The sequence below is a fragment of the Streptomyces sp. NPDC003077 genome, assembly GCF_040611095.1.
GTDB lineage: Bacteria > Actinomycetota > Actinomycetes > Streptomycetales > Streptomycetaceae > Streptomyces.
The window spans coordinates 1-16559 of sequence record NZ_JBEXNM010000053.1 but is presented as its reverse complement, the minus strand read 5'-3'; the positions used below and the strand labels follow the sequence as shown (position 1 = coordinate 16559).

At 71.9% G+C, this 16559-nt stretch carries 14 protein-coding genes; 12 read left to right on the top strand and 2 right to left on the bottom strand.

Annotated elements, in window-relative coordinates:
• Nucleotides 1–169: 169 nt before the first annotated feature.
• Together ftsH and folE are read left to right on the top strand one after the other, a co-directional pair.
• A complete protein-coding gene (gene ftsH / locus ABZX96_RS28110) occupies nucleotides 170–2185 on the top strand; it encodes an ATP-dependent zinc metalloprotease FtsH (RefSeq protein ID WP_355549766.1) in 2016 nt (671 codons plus the stop codon).
• A gap of 150 nt (nucleotides 2186–2335) precedes the next feature.
• Complete coding sequence (folE, locus tag ABZX96_RS28105) at nucleotides 2336–2941, top strand: GTP cyclohydrolase I FolE (RefSeq protein ID WP_355549764.1); 606 nt, start codon at nucleotides 2336–2338, stop codon at nucleotides 2939–2941.
• A 454-nt stretch (nucleotides 2942–3395) separates the two neighbouring features.
• On the opposite strand, the gene ABZX96_RS28100 is transcribed toward folE, so the two are convergent.
• Nucleotides 3396–4511 carry an alpha/beta hydrolase-fold protein gene (locus ABZX96_RS28100; protein WP_355549762.1) on the bottom strand — a complete coding sequence of 372 codons (1116 nt, stop codon included), beginning with the start codon at nucleotides 4509–4511 and terminating at the stop codon, nucleotides 3396–3398.
• Between the two features lie 141 nt (nucleotides 4512–4652).
• Between ABZX96_RS28100 and ABZX96_RS28095 the strand changes: the two genes are divergently transcribed.
• From ABZX96_RS28095 to ABZX96_RS28070, 6 genes are all read left to right on the top strand, one after another.
• A complete protein-coding gene (locus ABZX96_RS28095; RefSeq protein WP_355549760.1) occupies nucleotides 4653–6503 on the top strand; it encodes a phosphatidylglycerol lysyltransferase domain-containing protein in 1851 nt (616 codons plus the stop codon).
• A gap of 211 nt (nucleotides 6504–6714) precedes the next feature.
• Nucleotides 6715–7572 (top strand): dihydropteroate synthase, encoded by an 858-nt coding sequence (gene folP / locus ABZX96_RS28090; protein WP_355549758.1) that lies wholly within the window; start codon nucleotides 6715–6717, stop codon nucleotides 7570–7572.
• Nucleotides 7569–8099, top strand: coding sequence for a nuclear transport factor 2 family protein (locus tag ABZX96_RS28085; RefSeq protein ID WP_355549756.1), 531 nt, complete (start codon nucleotides 7569–7571; stop codon nucleotides 8097–8099). The genes folP and ABZX96_RS28085 overlap by 4 nt, the downstream gene beginning before the upstream one ends.
• A gap of 461 nt (nucleotides 8100–8560) precedes the next feature.
• Nucleotides 8561–8920, top strand: coding sequence for a dihydroneopterin aldolase (gene folB / locus ABZX96_RS28080; RefSeq protein ID WP_355549754.1), 360 nt, complete (start codon nucleotides 8561–8563; stop codon nucleotides 8918–8920).
• Complete coding sequence (folK, locus tag ABZX96_RS28075) at nucleotides 8917–9510, top strand: 2-amino-4-hydroxy-6-hydroxymethyldihydropteridine diphosphokinase (RefSeq protein WP_355549753.1); 594 nt, start codon at nucleotides 8917–8919, stop codon at nucleotides 9508–9510. The genes folB and folK overlap by 4 nt, the downstream gene beginning before the upstream one ends.
• 126 nt (nucleotides 9511–9636) lie before the next feature.
• A complete protein-coding gene (locus ABZX96_RS28070; RefSeq protein WP_355549751.1) occupies nucleotides 9637–10116 on the top strand; it encodes a DUF3180 domain-containing protein in 480 nt (159 codons plus the stop codon).
• Nucleotides 10117–10274: 158 nt separating this feature from the next.
• On the opposite strand, the gene ABZX96_RS28065 is transcribed toward ABZX96_RS28070, so the two are convergent.
• Nucleotides 10275–11447, bottom strand: a complete 1173-nt coding sequence (locus tag ABZX96_RS28065) for a betaine/proline/choline family ABC transporter ATP-binding protein (RefSeq protein WP_355549749.1) — start codon at nucleotides 11445–11447, stop codon at nucleotides 10275–10277.
• 550 nt (nucleotides 11448–11997) lie between these two features.
• Here ABZX96_RS28065 and ABZX96_RS28060 point away from each other — a divergent pair.
• The 4 genes from ABZX96_RS28060 (at nucleotide 11998) to ABZX96_RS28045 (ending at nucleotide 16445) form a co-directional block, all read left to right on the top strand.
• A complete protein-coding gene (locus ABZX96_RS28060; protein WP_355549748.1) occupies nucleotides 11998–12720 on the top strand; it encodes an ABC transporter permease in 723 nt (240 codons plus the stop codon).
• 4 nt (nucleotides 12721–12724) lie between these two features.
• Nucleotides 12725–13489, top strand: coding sequence for an ABC transporter permease (locus ABZX96_RS28055; protein WP_355549746.1), 765 nt, complete (start codon nucleotides 12725–12727; stop codon nucleotides 13487–13489).
• A 306-nt stretch (nucleotides 13490–13795) separates the two neighbouring features.
• Nucleotides 13796–14767, top strand: coding sequence for an ABC transporter substrate-binding protein (locus tag ABZX96_RS28050; RefSeq protein WP_355549821.1), 972 nt, complete (start codon nucleotides 13796–13798; stop codon nucleotides 14765–14767).
• A gap of 64 nt (nucleotides 14768–14831) precedes the next feature.
• On the top strand, nucleotides 14832–16445 hold the full coding sequence (locus ABZX96_RS28045) for a hypothetical protein (RefSeq protein ID WP_355549744.1): 1614 nt from the start codon (nucleotides 14832–14834) through the stop codon (nucleotides 16443–16445).
• Nucleotides 16446–16559: the final 114 nt, after the last annotated feature.

Here is a 16559-nt window from a genome sequence, read left to right as displayed (position 1 = left end):
AAGGCGGGATTGTTAACCGTGGGCGGCGGCGTCGGGCGACAATGCTGGGGTACCGTCCGAAGGTCAGTCTTTTTTCGGGCCAGTAATACACCGTACGCACGACCAGCCCTCCGCAGGGCTGTTGTGCCTCACTGTGGCAGGAGGGACGGGGCCCAAAGGCTCCGTATGGATGGACGTGAAGCGATACTTCCGTGGGCCGGTCATGTGGATCGTGCTGGCCGTCCTCGCCGTGGTCGTGTTGATGCAGGTCGTCGGCTCGTCCGGCGGCTACAAAACGGTGGACACCGGTCAGGTCGTCAAGGCGATCAGTGACAACAAGGTGAAGTCCGCCGAGCTGACGACCGGGGACGAGAACAAGATCAAGGTTGAGCTCTCGGGCGACAACAAGATCGATGGCTCCAACAAGATCCAGGCGAGCTACATCGGCGACCAGGGCACCGCGCTGGCCAAGGACCTCCAGTCCAAGTACCAGACCGGCCAGATCAAGGACGGCTACACCGTCTCGCCCTCGAAGCAGAACCCCTTCGTCGGGGTGCTGCTCTCGCTGCTGCCCTTCGTGCTCATCGTCGTCGTCTTCCTGTTCCTGATGAACCAGATGCAGGGCGGCGGCTCCCGGGTGATGAACTTCGGGAAGTCGAAGGCGAAGCTGATCACCAAGGACACCCCGAAGACGACGTTCGCGGACGTCGCCGGGTCGGACGAGGCGGTCGAGGAGCTCCAGGAGATCAAGGAGTTCCTCCAGGAGCCCGCGAAGTTCCAGGCCGTCGGCGCCAAGATCCCCAAGGGCGTGCTGCTGTACGGCCCGCCCGGAACGGGCAAGACGCTGCTCGCGCGCGCCGTCGCGGGCGAGGCGGGCGTGCCGTTCTACTCCATCTCCGGCTCGGACTTCGTCGAGATGTTCGTCGGTGTCGGCGCCTCCCGTGTCCGCGACCTCTTCGAGCAGGCCAAGGCGAACGCTCCGGCCATCGTCTTCGTCGACGAGATCGACGCGGTCGGCCGGCACCGCGGCGCGGGCCTGGGCGGCGGCCACGACGAGCGCGAGCAGACGCTGAACCAGCTCCTGGTCGAGATGGACGGCTTCGACGTCAAGGGCGGCGTCATCCTGATCGCCGCCACCAACCGCCCGGACATCCTGGACCCGGCGCTGCTGCGCCCCGGCCGCTTCGACCGGCAGATCGCCGTGGACCGCCCGGACATGCAGGGCCGCCTGGAGATCCTCAAGGTCCACCAGAAGGGCAAGCCGGTCGCCCCGGACGTCGACCTGACGGCCGTCGCCAAGCGGACCCCCGGGTTCACCGGTGCCGACCTCTCCAACGTCCTGAACGAGGCCGCGCTGCTCACGGCCCGCAGCGACAAGAAGCTGATCGACAACAAGTTCCTGGACGAGGCGATCGACCGCGTGGTCGCCGGTCCGCAGAAGCGGACCCGGATCATGTCGGACAAGGAGAAGAAGATCACCGCGTACCACGAGGGCGGACACGCCCTGGTCGCGGCGGCCTCCCCGAACTCCGACCCGGTCCACAAGATCACGATCCTGTCCCGAGGCCGGGCCCTGGGCTACACCATGGTCCTCCCCGACGAGGACAAGTACTCCACCACGCGCAACGAGATGCTCGACCAGCTCGCCTACATGCTGGGCGGCCGGGCGGCCGAGGAACTGGTCTTCCACGACCCGACCACGGGCGCCGCGAACGACATCGAGAAGGCCACCGCCACCGCGCGCGCCATGGTCACGCAGTACGGCATGACCGAGCGGCTGGGCGCGATCAAGTTCGGTTCGGACAACTCCGAGCCGTTCCTCGGCCGTGAGATGGGCCACCAGCGCGACTACTCCGAAGAGGTCGCGGCCCTGGTCGACGAAGAGGTCAAGAAGCTCATCGAGACCGCGCACAACGAGGCGTGGGAGATCCTCGTCGAGAACCGCGACGTGCTGGACAACCTCGTGCTGGCGCTCCTGGAGAAGGAGACGCTGAACAAGGAGGAGATCGCCGAGATCTTCAAGCACATCGTGAAGCGCCCGGCCCGCCCGGCGTGGACCGGCTCCTCGCGCCGCACGCCCTCCACCCGCCCGCCGGTGCTCTCCCCCAAGGAGCTGACCCCGGCCAACGGCTCGGGCCCCGTCTCCGGCGCCTCCGCGGACCGCGCCGAGTCGTCCGCCCCGGAGGACACCCGCCCGGAGAGCTGATCCCCGCGGCAGGGCCTCGCTTGCGAGGGCTCCTGTGACGGACGGGCCCCGATGGACCCGGAATGAATACCGCGCCCCCCAGGTTTTAGCCTGGGGGGCGCGGTTTTTCGATTTCCGCGTGGGTGCGGCGCGACAGGAACGAGGCACGAGATGACCGACCCGGTGACGCTGACCGGCGACAGCACGATCGGCGAGTTCGACGAGAAGCGTGCCGCGGACGCCGTGCGCGAGCTGCTTCTCGCCGTGGGCGAGGACCCGGACCGCGAGGGCCTGCTGGAGACCCCGGCGCGGGTCGCCCGCGCGTACAAGGAGATATTCGCGGGGCTGCGCCAGCGCCCCGAGGACGTCCTGACCACCACGTTCGACCTGGGCCACGACGAAATGGTGCTGGTGCGGGACATCGAGGTGTTCAGCACCTGTGAGCACCATCTTGTGCCCTTCCACGGCGTGGCGCACGTCGGGTACATCCCGTCGGCGGACGGCAAGATCACCGGCCTGTCCAAGCTGGCCCGGCTGGTGGACGTCTACGCCCGCCGCCCGCAGGTGCAGGAACGTCTGACCACGCAGATAGCGGACTCCCTGATGGAGATCCTGGAGCCGCGCGGCGTGATCGTGGTGATCGAGTGCGAGCACATGTGCATGTCCATGCGCGGCATCCGCAAGCCCGGCGCCAAGACCACGACCTCCGCCGTTCGCGGCCAGCTCCGCGACGTGGCGACGCGGGCCGAGGCGATGAGCCTGATTCTGGCGCGGTAGGGGTCGTTTTCCGGGGCTGTGCCCGTGTGTGGAGGGCCTGGCCCGATAGCTGTCTGCCATCGGGCCGGGCCCGCAAAACCCAGCCCGTCCGGCGTTTGAGGACAACGCCTCCGGCGTTCGCCGGGCCCCGAGATCACCCGCCGTCCGCCCCCGAGCCCGTACTCGCGCTCGCCGGGGTGTCCTCAAGCGCCGGACGGGCTGGGGATGGCGGGTTCGGACCGAGATGTGCGGGTCGTTTGCCTGCGTCCTCGGCCGCGAGACCGCGGCTTGTCGCCGCTCCCGTCACTGTGTCCTCAAACGCCGGACGGGCTGGAAATGGCGGGCTCGGCCCCGAAAGCATCGACGCGCGCCGGTGGTGGGCCGCAACCCGGCACATTCAAGCCCGTCCGGCGTTTGAGGACAACGCCTCCGGCGTTCACCGGGTCCCAAGATCACCCGCCGTCGGCCCCAGCACTCACGCCTTCAGATGCTCGCTGAGCCACGCCAGCGCCGCCGGTATCTCCCGCCGCCACGTGTTGAAGTTGTGCCCACCACTGTCGAGGATGATCGACGAGATACGCGTGGGCGACTTCGTGTGGCGAATGAACCGCAGCGTGTCGTTGTAGTTCGACTCGCCCTGCTTGCTGCTGGTGACGAGCAGGTTCACGCGGGGCGCGGGCAGGTGCTTCTGCCGCCACATGAGGTTGTTCTCGCGCTCGCGCTGCGCGCTGCCGCCGAAGAGGTCGCCGGTGGTGGGGTCGATCGGCGCTTTGTAGTAGCCGGAGAGGGCCACGGCGGTGGAGAAGGCGTGGGGCTGCCGCATGGTGAGCTTCAGGGCGCAGTAGCCGCCGGTGGAGTCGCCGACGATGCCCCAGTTCTCGGGGCGCTCCCCGATCCGGTAGTGGCCGGCGAGGTCCTTGCGCAGGTCCTGCGTGAAGAACGTCTCGGTCTGCGGGCCGCCGGGGATGTCCATGCACTCGGTGTCGCGCGGGGGCGCGACGGTCGGCCGCATCATCACCAGTATGGTCGGCTTCATCTTGCCGTCCCGCAGCAGGTCGTGCTGGGTCTGGGGGAAGTGCAGCTTCTTGTAGAGGGCCTCGGCGGTGCCCGGGTAGCCGGTCAGCACCACCGCGGCCGGGAACTTCTTCCCCGCGTAGGCGGGCTGGAAGTACTGGGGCGGCAGGTACACGTAGGCCGGGCTCGCGATCTTGGATCGTTCGCCGCTGACCAGCACCTTGTCGATCCGGCCGCCGACGTGCGGTCTGGAGCCGCCGGGGACGCTGACGTGCTGGGTGCCCAGCATCTTCAGTTTGGTGCCGTCCGGACCCGTCTCGTAGTTCGTCACCACGCCCGGCTCCTGTTCCTGGCCGAACAGGTCGGCCCAGGAGGCGTAGAAACCGAAGGCGTTGTTGGCGAGCAGGCCGACGGAGGCGAACAGGGAGAGCTGGGTGGCCAGCAGCAGGCCGATCCGGCCGAGGATGGGGCGCCAGCCCTGGCGGGAGAGCCGTGGCCAGAGCCAGATCGTCAAGCCGAACAGTGCCACGGCCACGATGACGGCCAGGAGCAGCACCTTATTGCTGGTGAGACCCATGACGTGCTTTCTTCCGGGCGGCCGGTCCATCCGTGCCGCGACTGGAACCCGGGGCCCTGTTACGCCGTCATACAGGGCGCTAAATGTCCAGATGCCGCGACGTTGGTCGCACGTTCTCTCGACTGGGGCGACGGGAAGGTAATGTCTGACAGGCTAGATGGCGAAAAGTCCGCAAAGGTTGCGTGGGGTCGGCCACGGTGGCTGCGCGGTCCGCGCCCGGAATCCGTCCCGCCGCTGGTCGGCACCGCGGGCGTGCTCGTGGGCCTGCTGAACCTCGCGGCGGGCGTCTTCCCTCGTTTCCGGCACAGCCGGATGCACGCCCTGGCGGAGGTGCTGCCCGGGGCGGTGAGCCCGCTGGCAGCCGCCGCCTCCATTGTCGTCGGCATCCTGCTCCTGCTGCTCGCCCACGGCCTCAAACGGCGTAAGCGCCGCGCCTGGGTCGCGGCCGTGGCCCTGCTGCCCGTGGGCATGGCCGCGCACCTGGTGTACCGGCATTCCGTGGTCGGCGCGGCGTTCTCCTTGGCGCTGCTGGTCTTCCTGGTGTGGCACCGGAAGCAGTTCTCCGCGCTGCCCGACCCGCGCAGCCGCTGGAAGGCGCTGGCGAACTTCGTCGTGCTGGGCGGCGTCAGCTTCGGCCTGGGCCTGGTGATCGTCAACTCGCACCCGCACAAGATCGTCGGAGACCCGGCGTTCTGGGCGCGGACCAAGCACGTCCTGTGGGGCCTCTTCGGCTTCGAAGGTCCCCTGCGCTATACCCACAACGTCGACTACACCGTCGGCTACTCGCTCGGCGCCCTCGGCCTGCTGACCGTCTGCACCACCGCCTACCTGGCCTTCCGGCCCGAGCGCCCGGCCTCCCGGCTCACCGGGGACGACGAGGCGCGCCTGCGCGAACTGCTCGCCAAGCACGGCGGCCGGGACTCCCTCGGGTACTTCGCGCTCCGCCGCGACAAGGGCGTGGTGTTCTCCCCGTCCGGCAAGGCCGCCGTCTGCTACCGGGTGATATCCGGCGTCATGCTCGCCAGCGGCGACCCGATCGGCGACGTGGAGGCGTGGCCGGGCGCCATCGAGCGCTTCATGGAGGAGGCGCGGGCGCACTCCTGGACGCCGGCCGTCACCGGGTGCAGCGAGACGGGCGGCCAGGTGTGGACCCGCGAGACCGGCATGGACGCGCTGGAGCTCGGCGACGAGGCCGTGGTGGACGTCCCCGGCTTCACGCTCGGCGGACGCGCCATGCGCAACGTCCGGCAGATGGTCAAGCGCATCGAGCGCAACGGCTACCACACCAAGGTCCGCCGGGTGCGCGACCTGGACCCGGAGGAGCTGGCGCGCGTCCAGAAGGCCGCGAACGCCTGGCGGGACACCGAGACCGAGCGCGGCTTCTCCATGGCCCTGGGCCGCATCGACGCCGTCACCGACGGGGACGCGGTCATCGCCACCGCCCACCAGGAGCCCGCCGAGGGCCAGGAGGCGGGCCCGTTCGGCGACCTCAAGGCCATGCAGCACTTCGTCCCCTGGGGCACCGACGGCATCTCCCTGGAACTGATGCGCCGCGACCGCTCCGCCGACCCCGGCATGAACGAGCTGCTGATCGTCGCCACCCTCCAGGCCGCCCCGGACCTGCGGATCGAGCGGGTCTCGCTGAACTTCGCGGTCTTCCGCTCCTCCCTGGCCCGCGGCGAGAAGCTGGGCGCCGGGCCGATCACCCGCGTCTGGCGCGGCCTGCTGCTGTTCCTGTCGCGCTGGTACCAGATCGAGTCGCTGTACAAGTTCAACGACAAGTTCCAGCCGCGCTGGGAGCCGCGCTACGTGGTCTTCCGCAACACCCGCGACATCCCGCGCATCGGCCTGGCGGCGCTCCAGGCCGAGGGCTACCTGGAACTGCGGCTGCCGCGCCTGCTGCGCCGCCGCCGTCCCGCCGAGCCGCAGCCGTGCGCGCACACGCCGGAGGCGGCGCCCGTGGGGCGGGAGACGGTGGAGCGGGTGGCGTAAGGGCGGCTCGGCGGGATGGGCCGGGGTGCCGTGCGTACGACGGGCCGGGGACCTACTCGTCCGTGCGGACCGGGGAACTCGTCCATACCGACCGGGCCGGGGGACTCGTCCGCAGGCCCCCGGCCCGCGCGCGTCCCACGCACCCGTGATCCCCGGGACCGGACCCGGCGCCGCGCGCGGCGTCCCTCCTGGGGGCGCCTAGTCTGGGCGTATGAGTACGTTGCGCGGCCGGGTGGCCGGACTTCCGGACTGGGACCGCTGCGCGGTGATGGGCGTGGTCAACGTGACGCCCGATTCCTTCTCGGACGGCGGGCGGTGGTTCGACACCGAGCTCGCCGTCAAGCACGGCCTCGACCTGGTCGCGCAGGGCGCGGACCTGGTGGACGTGGGAGGCGAGTCGACCCGCCCGGGGGCCGCGCGGGTGGACGAGGACGAGGAACTGCGCCGGGTGATCCCCGTCGTGCGCGAGCTGGCCGCGGCCGGGGTCGTGGTCTCCGTCGACACCATGCGGGCCTCGGTCGCCGAGCGGGCGGTGGCGGCCGGCGCGCGGCTGGTCAACGACGTGAGCGCGGGCGCCGCCGACCCGGCGATGGTGCCGGTGGTGGCCGCGGCCGGCGTCCCGTTCGTGGTGATGCACTGGCGCGGCCAGTCCATCGACATGAACAACCGCGCCGTCTACCAGGACGTGGTCGCGGAGGTCGTCGACGAACTGGCCCGGAGCATGGACCACGCGGTGGCCGGGGGCATCGACGCCGAGCGGATCGTGATCGACCCGGGGCTGGGGTTCGCCAAGGCCGCCGAGCACGACCTGGCCCTGCTGGCGCGGCTGGACCGGCTGCGGGCGCTGGGCCGTCCGCTGCTGGTGGCCGCTTCGCGGAAACGGTTCCTGGGAAGGGTGCTGGCGGGCGGCGAGGGGAACACCCCGCCGCCGGCCCGCGAGCGGGACGCCGCCACGGCGGCGGTGTCGGCGCTGGCGGCCCGGGACGGTGCCTGGGCGGTGCGGGTCCATGAGGTCCGGGCGAGTGCGGACGCGGTGCGGGTGGCCCGCGCCGTAGAGGGAGCGGTGTGAGTCCACGTACCGACGTCGAACTGGTCGAGCAGGCGAACACCGCCTTGTACGAGGCCATGGAGCGCGGCGATCACGAGGCGATGTCCGCCCTGTGGCTGGACGGCCAGGTGAGCGTGGTGCATCCGGGGTGGCCGGTGCTGCGCGGGCGCGGGGAGGTCCTGCGCTCGTACGCCCTGATCATGGCGAACACCGAGTACATCCAGTTCTTCCTGACGGACGTGGAGATCGACGTCATGGGGGACACGGCGCTGGTGACCTGCACCGAGAACATCCTCAGCGGCGGCCCGGCCGAGGAGGACGGCTCGGTGGGGCCGCTGATCGGCCAGATGGTCGTCGCCACCAACGTCTTCCGGCGCACGGAGGAGGGCTGGCGGGTGTGGTCACACCACGGCTCCCCGGTGCTGGCCGAGCGGGACGAGGACGGCGTGGACGGCGTGGATGGCTTGGACGGCTTGGACGGCTTGGACGGCGGGCCGGACGGTGACGAGGACGGCGGGACAGGAGCGGGCGGGCCGGTCGCCGGGTGAGGGGCGCGCCGCGGGCCGGTGTCGGCGCGCGGTGGGCCGGGGTGGCGGGGTGCCGCGGCCGGGCGCCGGGGCGTGGGTGCCGAGCGCCGGGGCAGGGGTGCCGAGCGCCGGGGCGGTGGTCGGCGCGCTGTCCGGACGTGGTGCGCCGGAGCCGGGTGCCGGGGCGGCGCGGGCCCGGGTGAACGGCTTCACGTTGCGCCAAACCCACCCGTTCGAGCCAAGTGGTCACCGGGTAGGGGTGGGGGAAGCGAGCGCGGGGAAGAAGCCGCGCGGACGCCGCCCCGTGCGCTTCTAGCAGCCGTACGACGCCCTGTCCATAGCCCCCGTGAGCGAGTGCTGTCAGTGCTCGCAGGTAGATTCGATGATGGGACGGTGTGCCGGACGATATCCGGTGCTTGCCCGGAATGCCGAGGATCAGTGGTACCAGAGGTGCCAATGGGATCAGTGGGAGTGTGATTCGCGTGGATCGTGTCGCGCTGCGTGGGCTGAAGGCCCGTGGGCACCACGGGGTCTTCCCCCGGGAACGCGAGGAGGGCCAGACCTTCATCGTGGACCTGGTGCTGGGTCTGGACACCCGCCCGGCGGCGGCGACGGACGATCTCGCGAAGACCGTCCACTACGGCGTCGTGGCGGAGGAGGTCGTCGCCGTCGTCGAGGGCGAGCCGGTGGACCTCATCGAGACGCTCGCGGAGCGGATCGCCCATCAGTGTCTCAAGCACGAGGGGGTGCAGGAGGTCGAGGTGGTGGTCCACAAGCCGGACGCCCCGATCACCGTCCCCTTTGACGACGTGACCATCACCATCACCCGGAGCCGAGTATGACCAGCAGTGACCCGACCGTGCAGCCGGTGCCCGCCTCCGTGGTGGCGCGGGTCGACGCCGCGGATGTGACGCTCTCCAACCCCAAACAGGCGGTGATCTCGCTCGGCAGCAACCTCGGCAACCGCCTGGAGACCCTCCAAGGCGCCGTCGACGCGCTGGAGGACACCCCCGGCCTGCGGGTGAAGGCCGTCTCCCCGGTGTACGAGACCGAGCCGTGGGGCGTCGAGCCCGGCACCCAGCCCACGTACTACAACGCGGTGGTGCTGATCAAGACGACGCTGCCGCCGGACTCCCTGCTGGAGCGCGGGCACGCCATCGAGGAGGCCTTCGAGCGGGTGCGCGACGAGCGGTGGGGCCCGCGCACGCTCGACGTGGACATCGTCGCCTACCAGGACGTCGTCTCCGAGGATCCGACGCTGACGCTGCCCCACCCGCGGGCGCACGAGCGCGCGTTCGTGCTGGTGCCCTGGCACGACGTGGACCCGGAGGCCGAGGTTCCGGGACGCGGCGCGGTCGCCGGGCTGCTGGCCGGCGTCGACCGGGCCGGCGTGGTCCCGCGCGTGGACCTGGAACTGCGGCTGCCGGAGTAGTCGTTGGGCACTGCGGGTGCCGCCGGCGCCGGTCGGTGATACGACCGTCAGGGGCGGTACGCCCCGGTGCGCACGGCGCGGGCCGTGGGAGTGAGTGGGCGAGATGAGGGGCGAGGCGAGCGCTCGGTGAAGCAGCTACGCATCAAGGTGCTGGTCGGGCTGTTCGTGGTGGCCGGCGTACTGGCGTGGGCGGGCGCCCGGTTGTGGGACGCCTTCGGCACGCTGCCCGGCGTGCCGGTGGCCGCGCCCATCGTCCTCGCGCTGATCGCCGCGGTGCTCGCGGCCACCGCGCTCTCGCTGCGGTCCCGGCTGCGCGCGCAGCGCGAGCGCCGGGCGGGCGCCAAGGGCGTCGACCCGCTGGTCGCCGCCCGCGCCGTGGTCTTCGGCCAGGCCAGCGCCCTGGTGGCGGCGCTGGTGTCCGGCCTCTACGGCGGGGTCGGCGTCTTCCTGCTGACGGCGGGCCTGGACGTGAACGCCCGCCGGGACCAGGCGATCTACGCGGGGCTGTCGGTGGTCGCCGGGGCGGCCGTGGTCGCGGCGGCCCTCTTCCTGGAACGCGTCTGCAAGCTTCCCGAGGACGACGACGAGGCAGGGGCGAGGGCGTAGCCGGGGCGGGGGGCTTCCCGGGCGGCGTGTCGGCGTCGCCCTGTCCGTCTACAGGCGCCCGGTCGGCGGGCCCGTGTCGTGCCGTTCGCGTGGACGGGCCCGGCCCGTCGGGCCCGCTGGTCGCGGGCCCGCGTGGCGCCGTCCGTCCCCCGTGGCCCTCAGGCGTTGCGGATCGTCTCCAGCTCCACCTCCGCGCGCGTGATGCGCCCGGCGTCGGCGGCCGTGGAGCGGCGCAGCGCCTCGTGCAGGCGCGTGGGGGTGAGGACGCCGAGGAAGCGGTCGCCGTCCAGCACGGCGATCCACCCGGCGTCGTACTGGAGCATCGTGCTGAACGCCTGCTTCAGGGGCGCGCCCAGGGGCAGCCACGCGTCCATGCGGCGGGCGTGCTCGCGGACGGTGCCCTGAGTCCCCGTCCGGTCCAGGCCCGACAGCGTCGCCGCCGAGACCCAGCCGTGGAGCTGGTCCTCGGCGTCCAGGACGACGGCCCAGGGGGAGTCGTCGGCGGCCATCCGGGCGGTGGCCCGGCCCACGGTGTCGTCGAGGTGGACGACCGGCGGAAGTTCGAGGTCGCCGCGCTCGATCGGGGTGACCGACAGCCGCTTGAGCCCGCGGTCCGTGCCGACGAACTCGGCGACGTACGGGGTGGCCGGCGCGCCCAGCACCGTCGCCGGAGTGTCGAACTGCTCGACGCGCCCCTCCCCGTACACGGCGATGCGGTCGCCGAGGCGGACGGCCTCCTCGATGTCGTGGGTGACGAACAGGACGGTCTTGTGCAGCGCGGACTGGAGCCGCAGGAACTCCGTCTGGAGGTGTTCGCGGACGACCGGGTCCACCGCGCCGAACGGCTCGTCCATGAGGAGGACCGGCGGGTCGGCGGCGAGCGCGCGGGCCACGCCGACGCGCTGCCGCTGGCCGCCGGAGAGCTGGTCGGGGTACCGGTCGCCGTACTGGGACGGGTCCAGCCCGACCAGTTCCAGCAGCTCGGCGGCCCGGTCGCGGGCCTTCTTGCGGGGCCAGCCGAGGAGGTGCGGGACGGTGGCGGTGTTGTCCAGCACGGTCTTGTGCGGGAAGAGACCGACCTGCTGGATGACGTAACCGATCCGGCGGCGCAGTTCGACCGGATCGATCGTGGATATGTCCGTACCGTCGAGATATATGTGGCCGCTGGTCGGTTCGATGAGCCGGTTGACCATCTTCATGGTGGTCGTCTTGCCGCAGCCCGACGGCCCGACGAGCGTGACGAGTTCGCCCGCCGCCACCTCGAAGGAGAGGTCGTCGACGGCGACGGTGCCGTCCGCGTAGCTCTTGGTGACGTGCTCGAAACGGATCATGGCTCCCCCATACGGGACGGGCACCCGGGCGTCATCCGCGCGTCACCCGCCCTCTTCCTTCGTGCGGGAGCTTCGTCGGACGGGGCGTGCTTCCGTCGGACGGGGCTCACGGCGCGGGGCGCCGGCCGCGGGAGGGCTTCCGGGTGCGGGAGGACTTCCGGTGCGGGACGCGCGGCGGGGCTCCGGCCCGGGGGCCGTCCGGAGTCCCGGGCGGCTCGTGGGCCGGGTGGTCCGGGTGCTCCGGATCCTGGCGGTCCGGGGCCGGACGGTCCGTCGGTCCGTCGGTCCGTCGGGATGTTCCGTGGACGAGGTCCCGGGACGGGCGGGCGGCGGGGCCGAACGGGGCCGGCACCGGGTTCGGCATCGTTCCTGTACCGGTCCTGTCACGGGTCCGCCGGTGGGTCCCGTCGCGGTCCTGCTGGGGGAAGGCTCCCTTTCCGGAGGAGCGGGTGTCGGTGAACGGCGGGTCGGGTCGATTGTCAGTGCTGGGAGATAGGGTCGCAGACAGTCACCGAATTGGTGAGCGACAGGTCGGGGGAGGTGACCGCGGATGGCGGCGCAGAGCTGTCTCCAGGCGAACGACTGGATCTGCGGCGAGTACGTCCGTACACGCGGCCATGAGCTGCTGGACGCCACCGTCCAGCACGTGGGGATCACGGCCGCCTCGGTGGTCATCGGCCTGCTGGTCGCCTTTCCGCTGGCGCTGATCGCCCGGCGCCGGCGGAGCGCCGCGGGGCCGGTCCTGGGGCTGACGACGATCCTCTACACCGTGCCGTCGCTGGCGATGTTCGCCCTGCTCACGCCGGTGTTCGGGGTGTCGGCGTCGGTGGTGGTCACGGGCCTGGTGCTGTATTCGCTGACCATCCTGGTGCGGAACATCCTCGCCGGGCTGGAAGCCGTCCCCGAGGACGTCCGCGAGGCGGCGCGCGGCATGGGGTACGGCCCCGCCAAGCTCCTGTTCGGGGTGGAGCTGCCGCTCGCCCTGCCCGCGGTGATGGCCGGGCTGCGCATCGCCACGGTCTCGACGGTCGCCATGACGACGATCGGCACCGTCGTCGGGTACGGCGGCCTGGGGAACCTCATATCCAGCGGCCTGGAGTCGTTCTTCAAGGCGGAGGTGCTCACGGCGTCGGTGCTGTGTGTGCTGCTGGCGGTGGTCGCGGACCTGCTGCTGACGGGCTTGCAGCGGCTGCTGACCCCCTGGGTACGCGCGCAGGCGCGGGCGAAGTCCCGTGCACGGCGCGGGCAGCGGGCGAGGAAGGCGGTGGCCTGACGCGATGGACGCGATCACGGGTGCGTGGCAGTGGCTCACGACATCGGCCAACTGGGCGGGTGAGAAAGGGGTCGGACACCGGCTCACCGAGCACCTCTACCTCAGCGGCCTGTGTCTGCTGATCTCCTGCCTGATAGCGCTGCCCCTCGCCCTGTACCTGGGCCACATCGGCAAGGGCGGGGCGCTGGCGGTCAACATCTCCAACGTCGGGCGGGCGGTGCCCACCTTCGCCGTCCTGGTCCTGCTGACGATCAGTCCGCTGGGGACGGCGGGCGACTGGCCGACGATCATCGCTCTGGTGCTGTTCGCGGTGCCGCCCCTGCTCACCAACGCCTACGTCGGGATGCGCGAGGCCGACCGCGATGTGGTGGAGGCCGCCCGCGGCATGGGCATGTCGGGCCGTCAGCTCCTCCTGCGCGTGGAACTGCCGCTCGCCTACCCCCTGATCATGACGGGCCTGCGCTCGGCGACGGTCCAGGTGGTGGCCACGACCACACTCGCCGCACTGGCCGGCGGCGGGGGCCTGGGCCGGATCATCACCGCCGGGTTCGGCAACTACGACACCGCGCAAGTGGTGGCCGGCGCGGTGCTGGTGGCGGTGCTGGCGCTGGTCGTGGAGGGCCTGCTGGTGGTGGTGGACCGGTTGTGCGACCCGATGCGCGGCCACCGCCGGAACCGGGCGCGCCGCCGCGGCGACGACTCCCGGCCGGGCCCTGGGCGCCCCGCCGAGGCGGGCGCCGACGTGGCCGCGGTGGGGAAGCTCGCCTGACCGGGGCGGCTGCCGTGTCCGGGCCGCCCGACGGGGGAAGTAGCACGGGTGGCCGAGGCGGCGTGCGGGGGAGAGGCGCCCGCGCTGGTGGCCGGGGCGGCTCCCGGCCGCGACCGGTTCCGGGACCTCCTCGGGTGCGTCCGGCCCGGTTCGTCCGTCCCGGTGCCGGCCGCCGCACGCGGCTGCCGCCCGGCCGCCTTCCCCGTGCCGTCTCCACCAGCGCCGCACCACCACGTACGTCATAAGGCTGAACGATCCCTCTCCCTCCCTCTTCCCTGGACGGTGAATCCGATGATCAAGCATCCGATGATCAAGAAAACGCGTACGGCGCGCACCGCGGTCGTGGCCGGCACGGTGCTCGCGCTGGCGACCGGCCTGACGGCCTGCGGCGGCGAAAGCCTGGAAAGCAAGGGCGGTGACAAGAGCGGTGCCTCGGGAGGCAAAGGCGAGATCGTCATAGGCTCGGCGGGGTTCACCGAGTCCAAGGTGCTGGCCGAGATGTATTCCAAGATCCTTTCGGATGCGGGATACAAGACGTCCGTACAGACGCTGGCCAATCGCGAGCTGTACGAACCGGCGCTGGAGAAGGGCCAGATCGACGTGGTCCCGGAATACGCCTCCACTCTCGCCGAATTCCTGAACGCGAAGAAGAACGGTCCCAACCCGAAGCCGGTCGCTTCCAGTGACGCCGACACGACGGTCGCGGCATTGAAGAAGCTGGCCGAACCGCGCGGGCTGAAGGTGTTGCCGGCGGGCGCGGCCACGGACCAGAACGCCTTCGCGGTGACGAAGGAATTCGCCGAGCGGTACAAGCTCAAAACGCTCTCCGACCTCGGCCGGTCCCGGCAGAAGGTCAGGCTCGCGGCCGGCGAGGAGTGCGAGACCCGGGTCTTCTGCAAGCCGGGCCTGGAGAAGACCTACGGGATCGACGTCACGGCCATCGATCCCAAGGGCGTGGGCACCACGCAGGCCAAGCAGGCCGTCAAGGACGGCACCGACCAACTGGTGCTCACCACGACCACCGACGCCACGCTCGACAACTTCGGACTGGTGCTGCTGGCCGACGACAAGAAGCTCCAGAACGCCGACAATGTGCTGCCCGTGGTGAATGCCAAGAGCGCCGGCGACAAGGAGATAGCGACGGCGCTCGGCAAGCTCACGAGTGTGCTCACCACCGATGATCTGATCAACGTGAACCGCGAGGTCGACGCGGAGCGGAAGAAGCCGGTGGATGTGGCGACCGCCTATTTGGAGTCCAAGGGACTGACGAAGAAGTAACCGCCTCGAAACGGATCGGCGTGCGAGGCCCCATGTGCCTCGAACGCACGGTAAGTTTCAGGCCATGCCACGAGGACGCCACCGCCAATCACCACCCCTGCACCGGCTTCTTCCTCCCGTCTCGATCGCCGGTGCGTCCCTTGCCTGCGCCGCCGGTGCCTGGTTCGTCGGCGACGACCTGGTGCAGCGGGTCCTCGCCGGCGGCGCGGCAGCCGCCGCGACCGGCGGTGCCGTCCTGCTGCGCGCCTGGGACCGGTCGGCCGGCAAGCGCGTGGCCGAGCTGACGAAGGCACGCAGCCGCGAGGAGTGGAAGACCGAGGAGCGTATAGCGGATCTGGAATCGGACGTGGAGGAGTCCCGCGAGATCCGCGCCGCTCTGGACACCAAGCTACGCGCCAAGCGGGCCGAGCTGGCGCGCCTGCGCAGCGAGCACGCCGAACTGCTCCGCCGCTACGCCACCGCCGAGACCGAGCGCGCCAGTGCCCTGGAGGGCCGCCGCCTGCTCGCCCTGGAGGCCGCGGCCCCGGCCGAGGACGGTGCGGACGTTGCGGAGGCCGAGCGGCCGACGGCATCCGACGCGCCCACGCCCGCGGCGTACGCCCGGGCCGCCGACGCGTTGCGGCGCCTGGCCCGCAACGCCGCCCGGCAGGAGCGGGGGGAGGGCGGTGCGGCCGAGGCCGGTACGTCCAAGGCCGGTACCTCCGCGCCGGAGGCCCCCAAGGTGAAGGCCCCCAAGACGGAGACGGCCGAGGTCGGCACGGTCGAGGCCGGGGCCGCGGGCAGCGGTGAGGTGCGGGCCGGGGCTTCCGGTACCGGGGCCGCGGGCTCGGCGGAGGAGCTTCCCGAGGCGGCGGGAGAAGCCGCCGTGGCCGCGCGCGAAGGCGGAACGTCGCAGGGCGGGGCGAAGGCCCCGGCCGCCGCGGCGAGTGGGGCGGCGGCCGATCGGCCGGGTGCCAAGAACACGGCGGGCGTCCGCGGCGGCAAGCGGCGTCCCGCGACGGCCGGCGGCTCCGCTTCGGACGCGGCGGACCGGCCGGAGCCGGGCGCGGTTCCGGGATCGGGCGCGGTCCCCGGGGCGGGCGCGGTTCCGGGGCCGAGGAGGATCCCGGTCGCTCCCGATGCCATCGCACCGCGCAACCCCGGGCGGTTCCCCGCGTCCCGCGTCACGGGCGGCTTCGACTTCTTCGGGACGGGGAACGCGGGGCCGAAGGCGGCCGAGGGCGGCGACGCGCGGCGCGCCCTGTCCGGTGGTGCGCCGGTGCCTCCCACGGGCCCCGGTGTCGCCGGGCCCCGCCGCCCGGTGGCAGCGGAGCCTCCCGCCCCGCTGGAGGAGGACCTCGCGGACGTGGTCGGCGACGAAGCGGTCGCCGAACAGTCGGCCCGCGGCGCGCGGACGGCCCCGGTGCCGTCCGGCCTGCCGAAGGCGACCCCCCAGCCGACGGCGGCGGCCAAGAAGCCGACGGCAGCGGCCCCCTCGTCCAAGAAGGGCGACCAGGTGCCGGCCCAGGGCACCGCCCGCACGGCGGCCGACGGCACCTCTCCGCAGCCCGCCGCCGAAGAAGCGGCCGACGCCGCTCCCGAGGACGGTGACGGCGTGAGCGAGGTCATCGACCTCACGGCGCACGACGAGACCGAGCAGTTCGACGTCGCCGATCTGCGCAGCGCTGTCTCTTCGTAAGGCACGCGGTGGCGTGTCCGCTTGAGGCGCGCGGCCGACGGCAGCGTCTCGTGCCGTGACAAGCAACTGTCGGGCGGCGAACGGCTGGTGCGCTGGCACCGGCGCGGGGGCGGG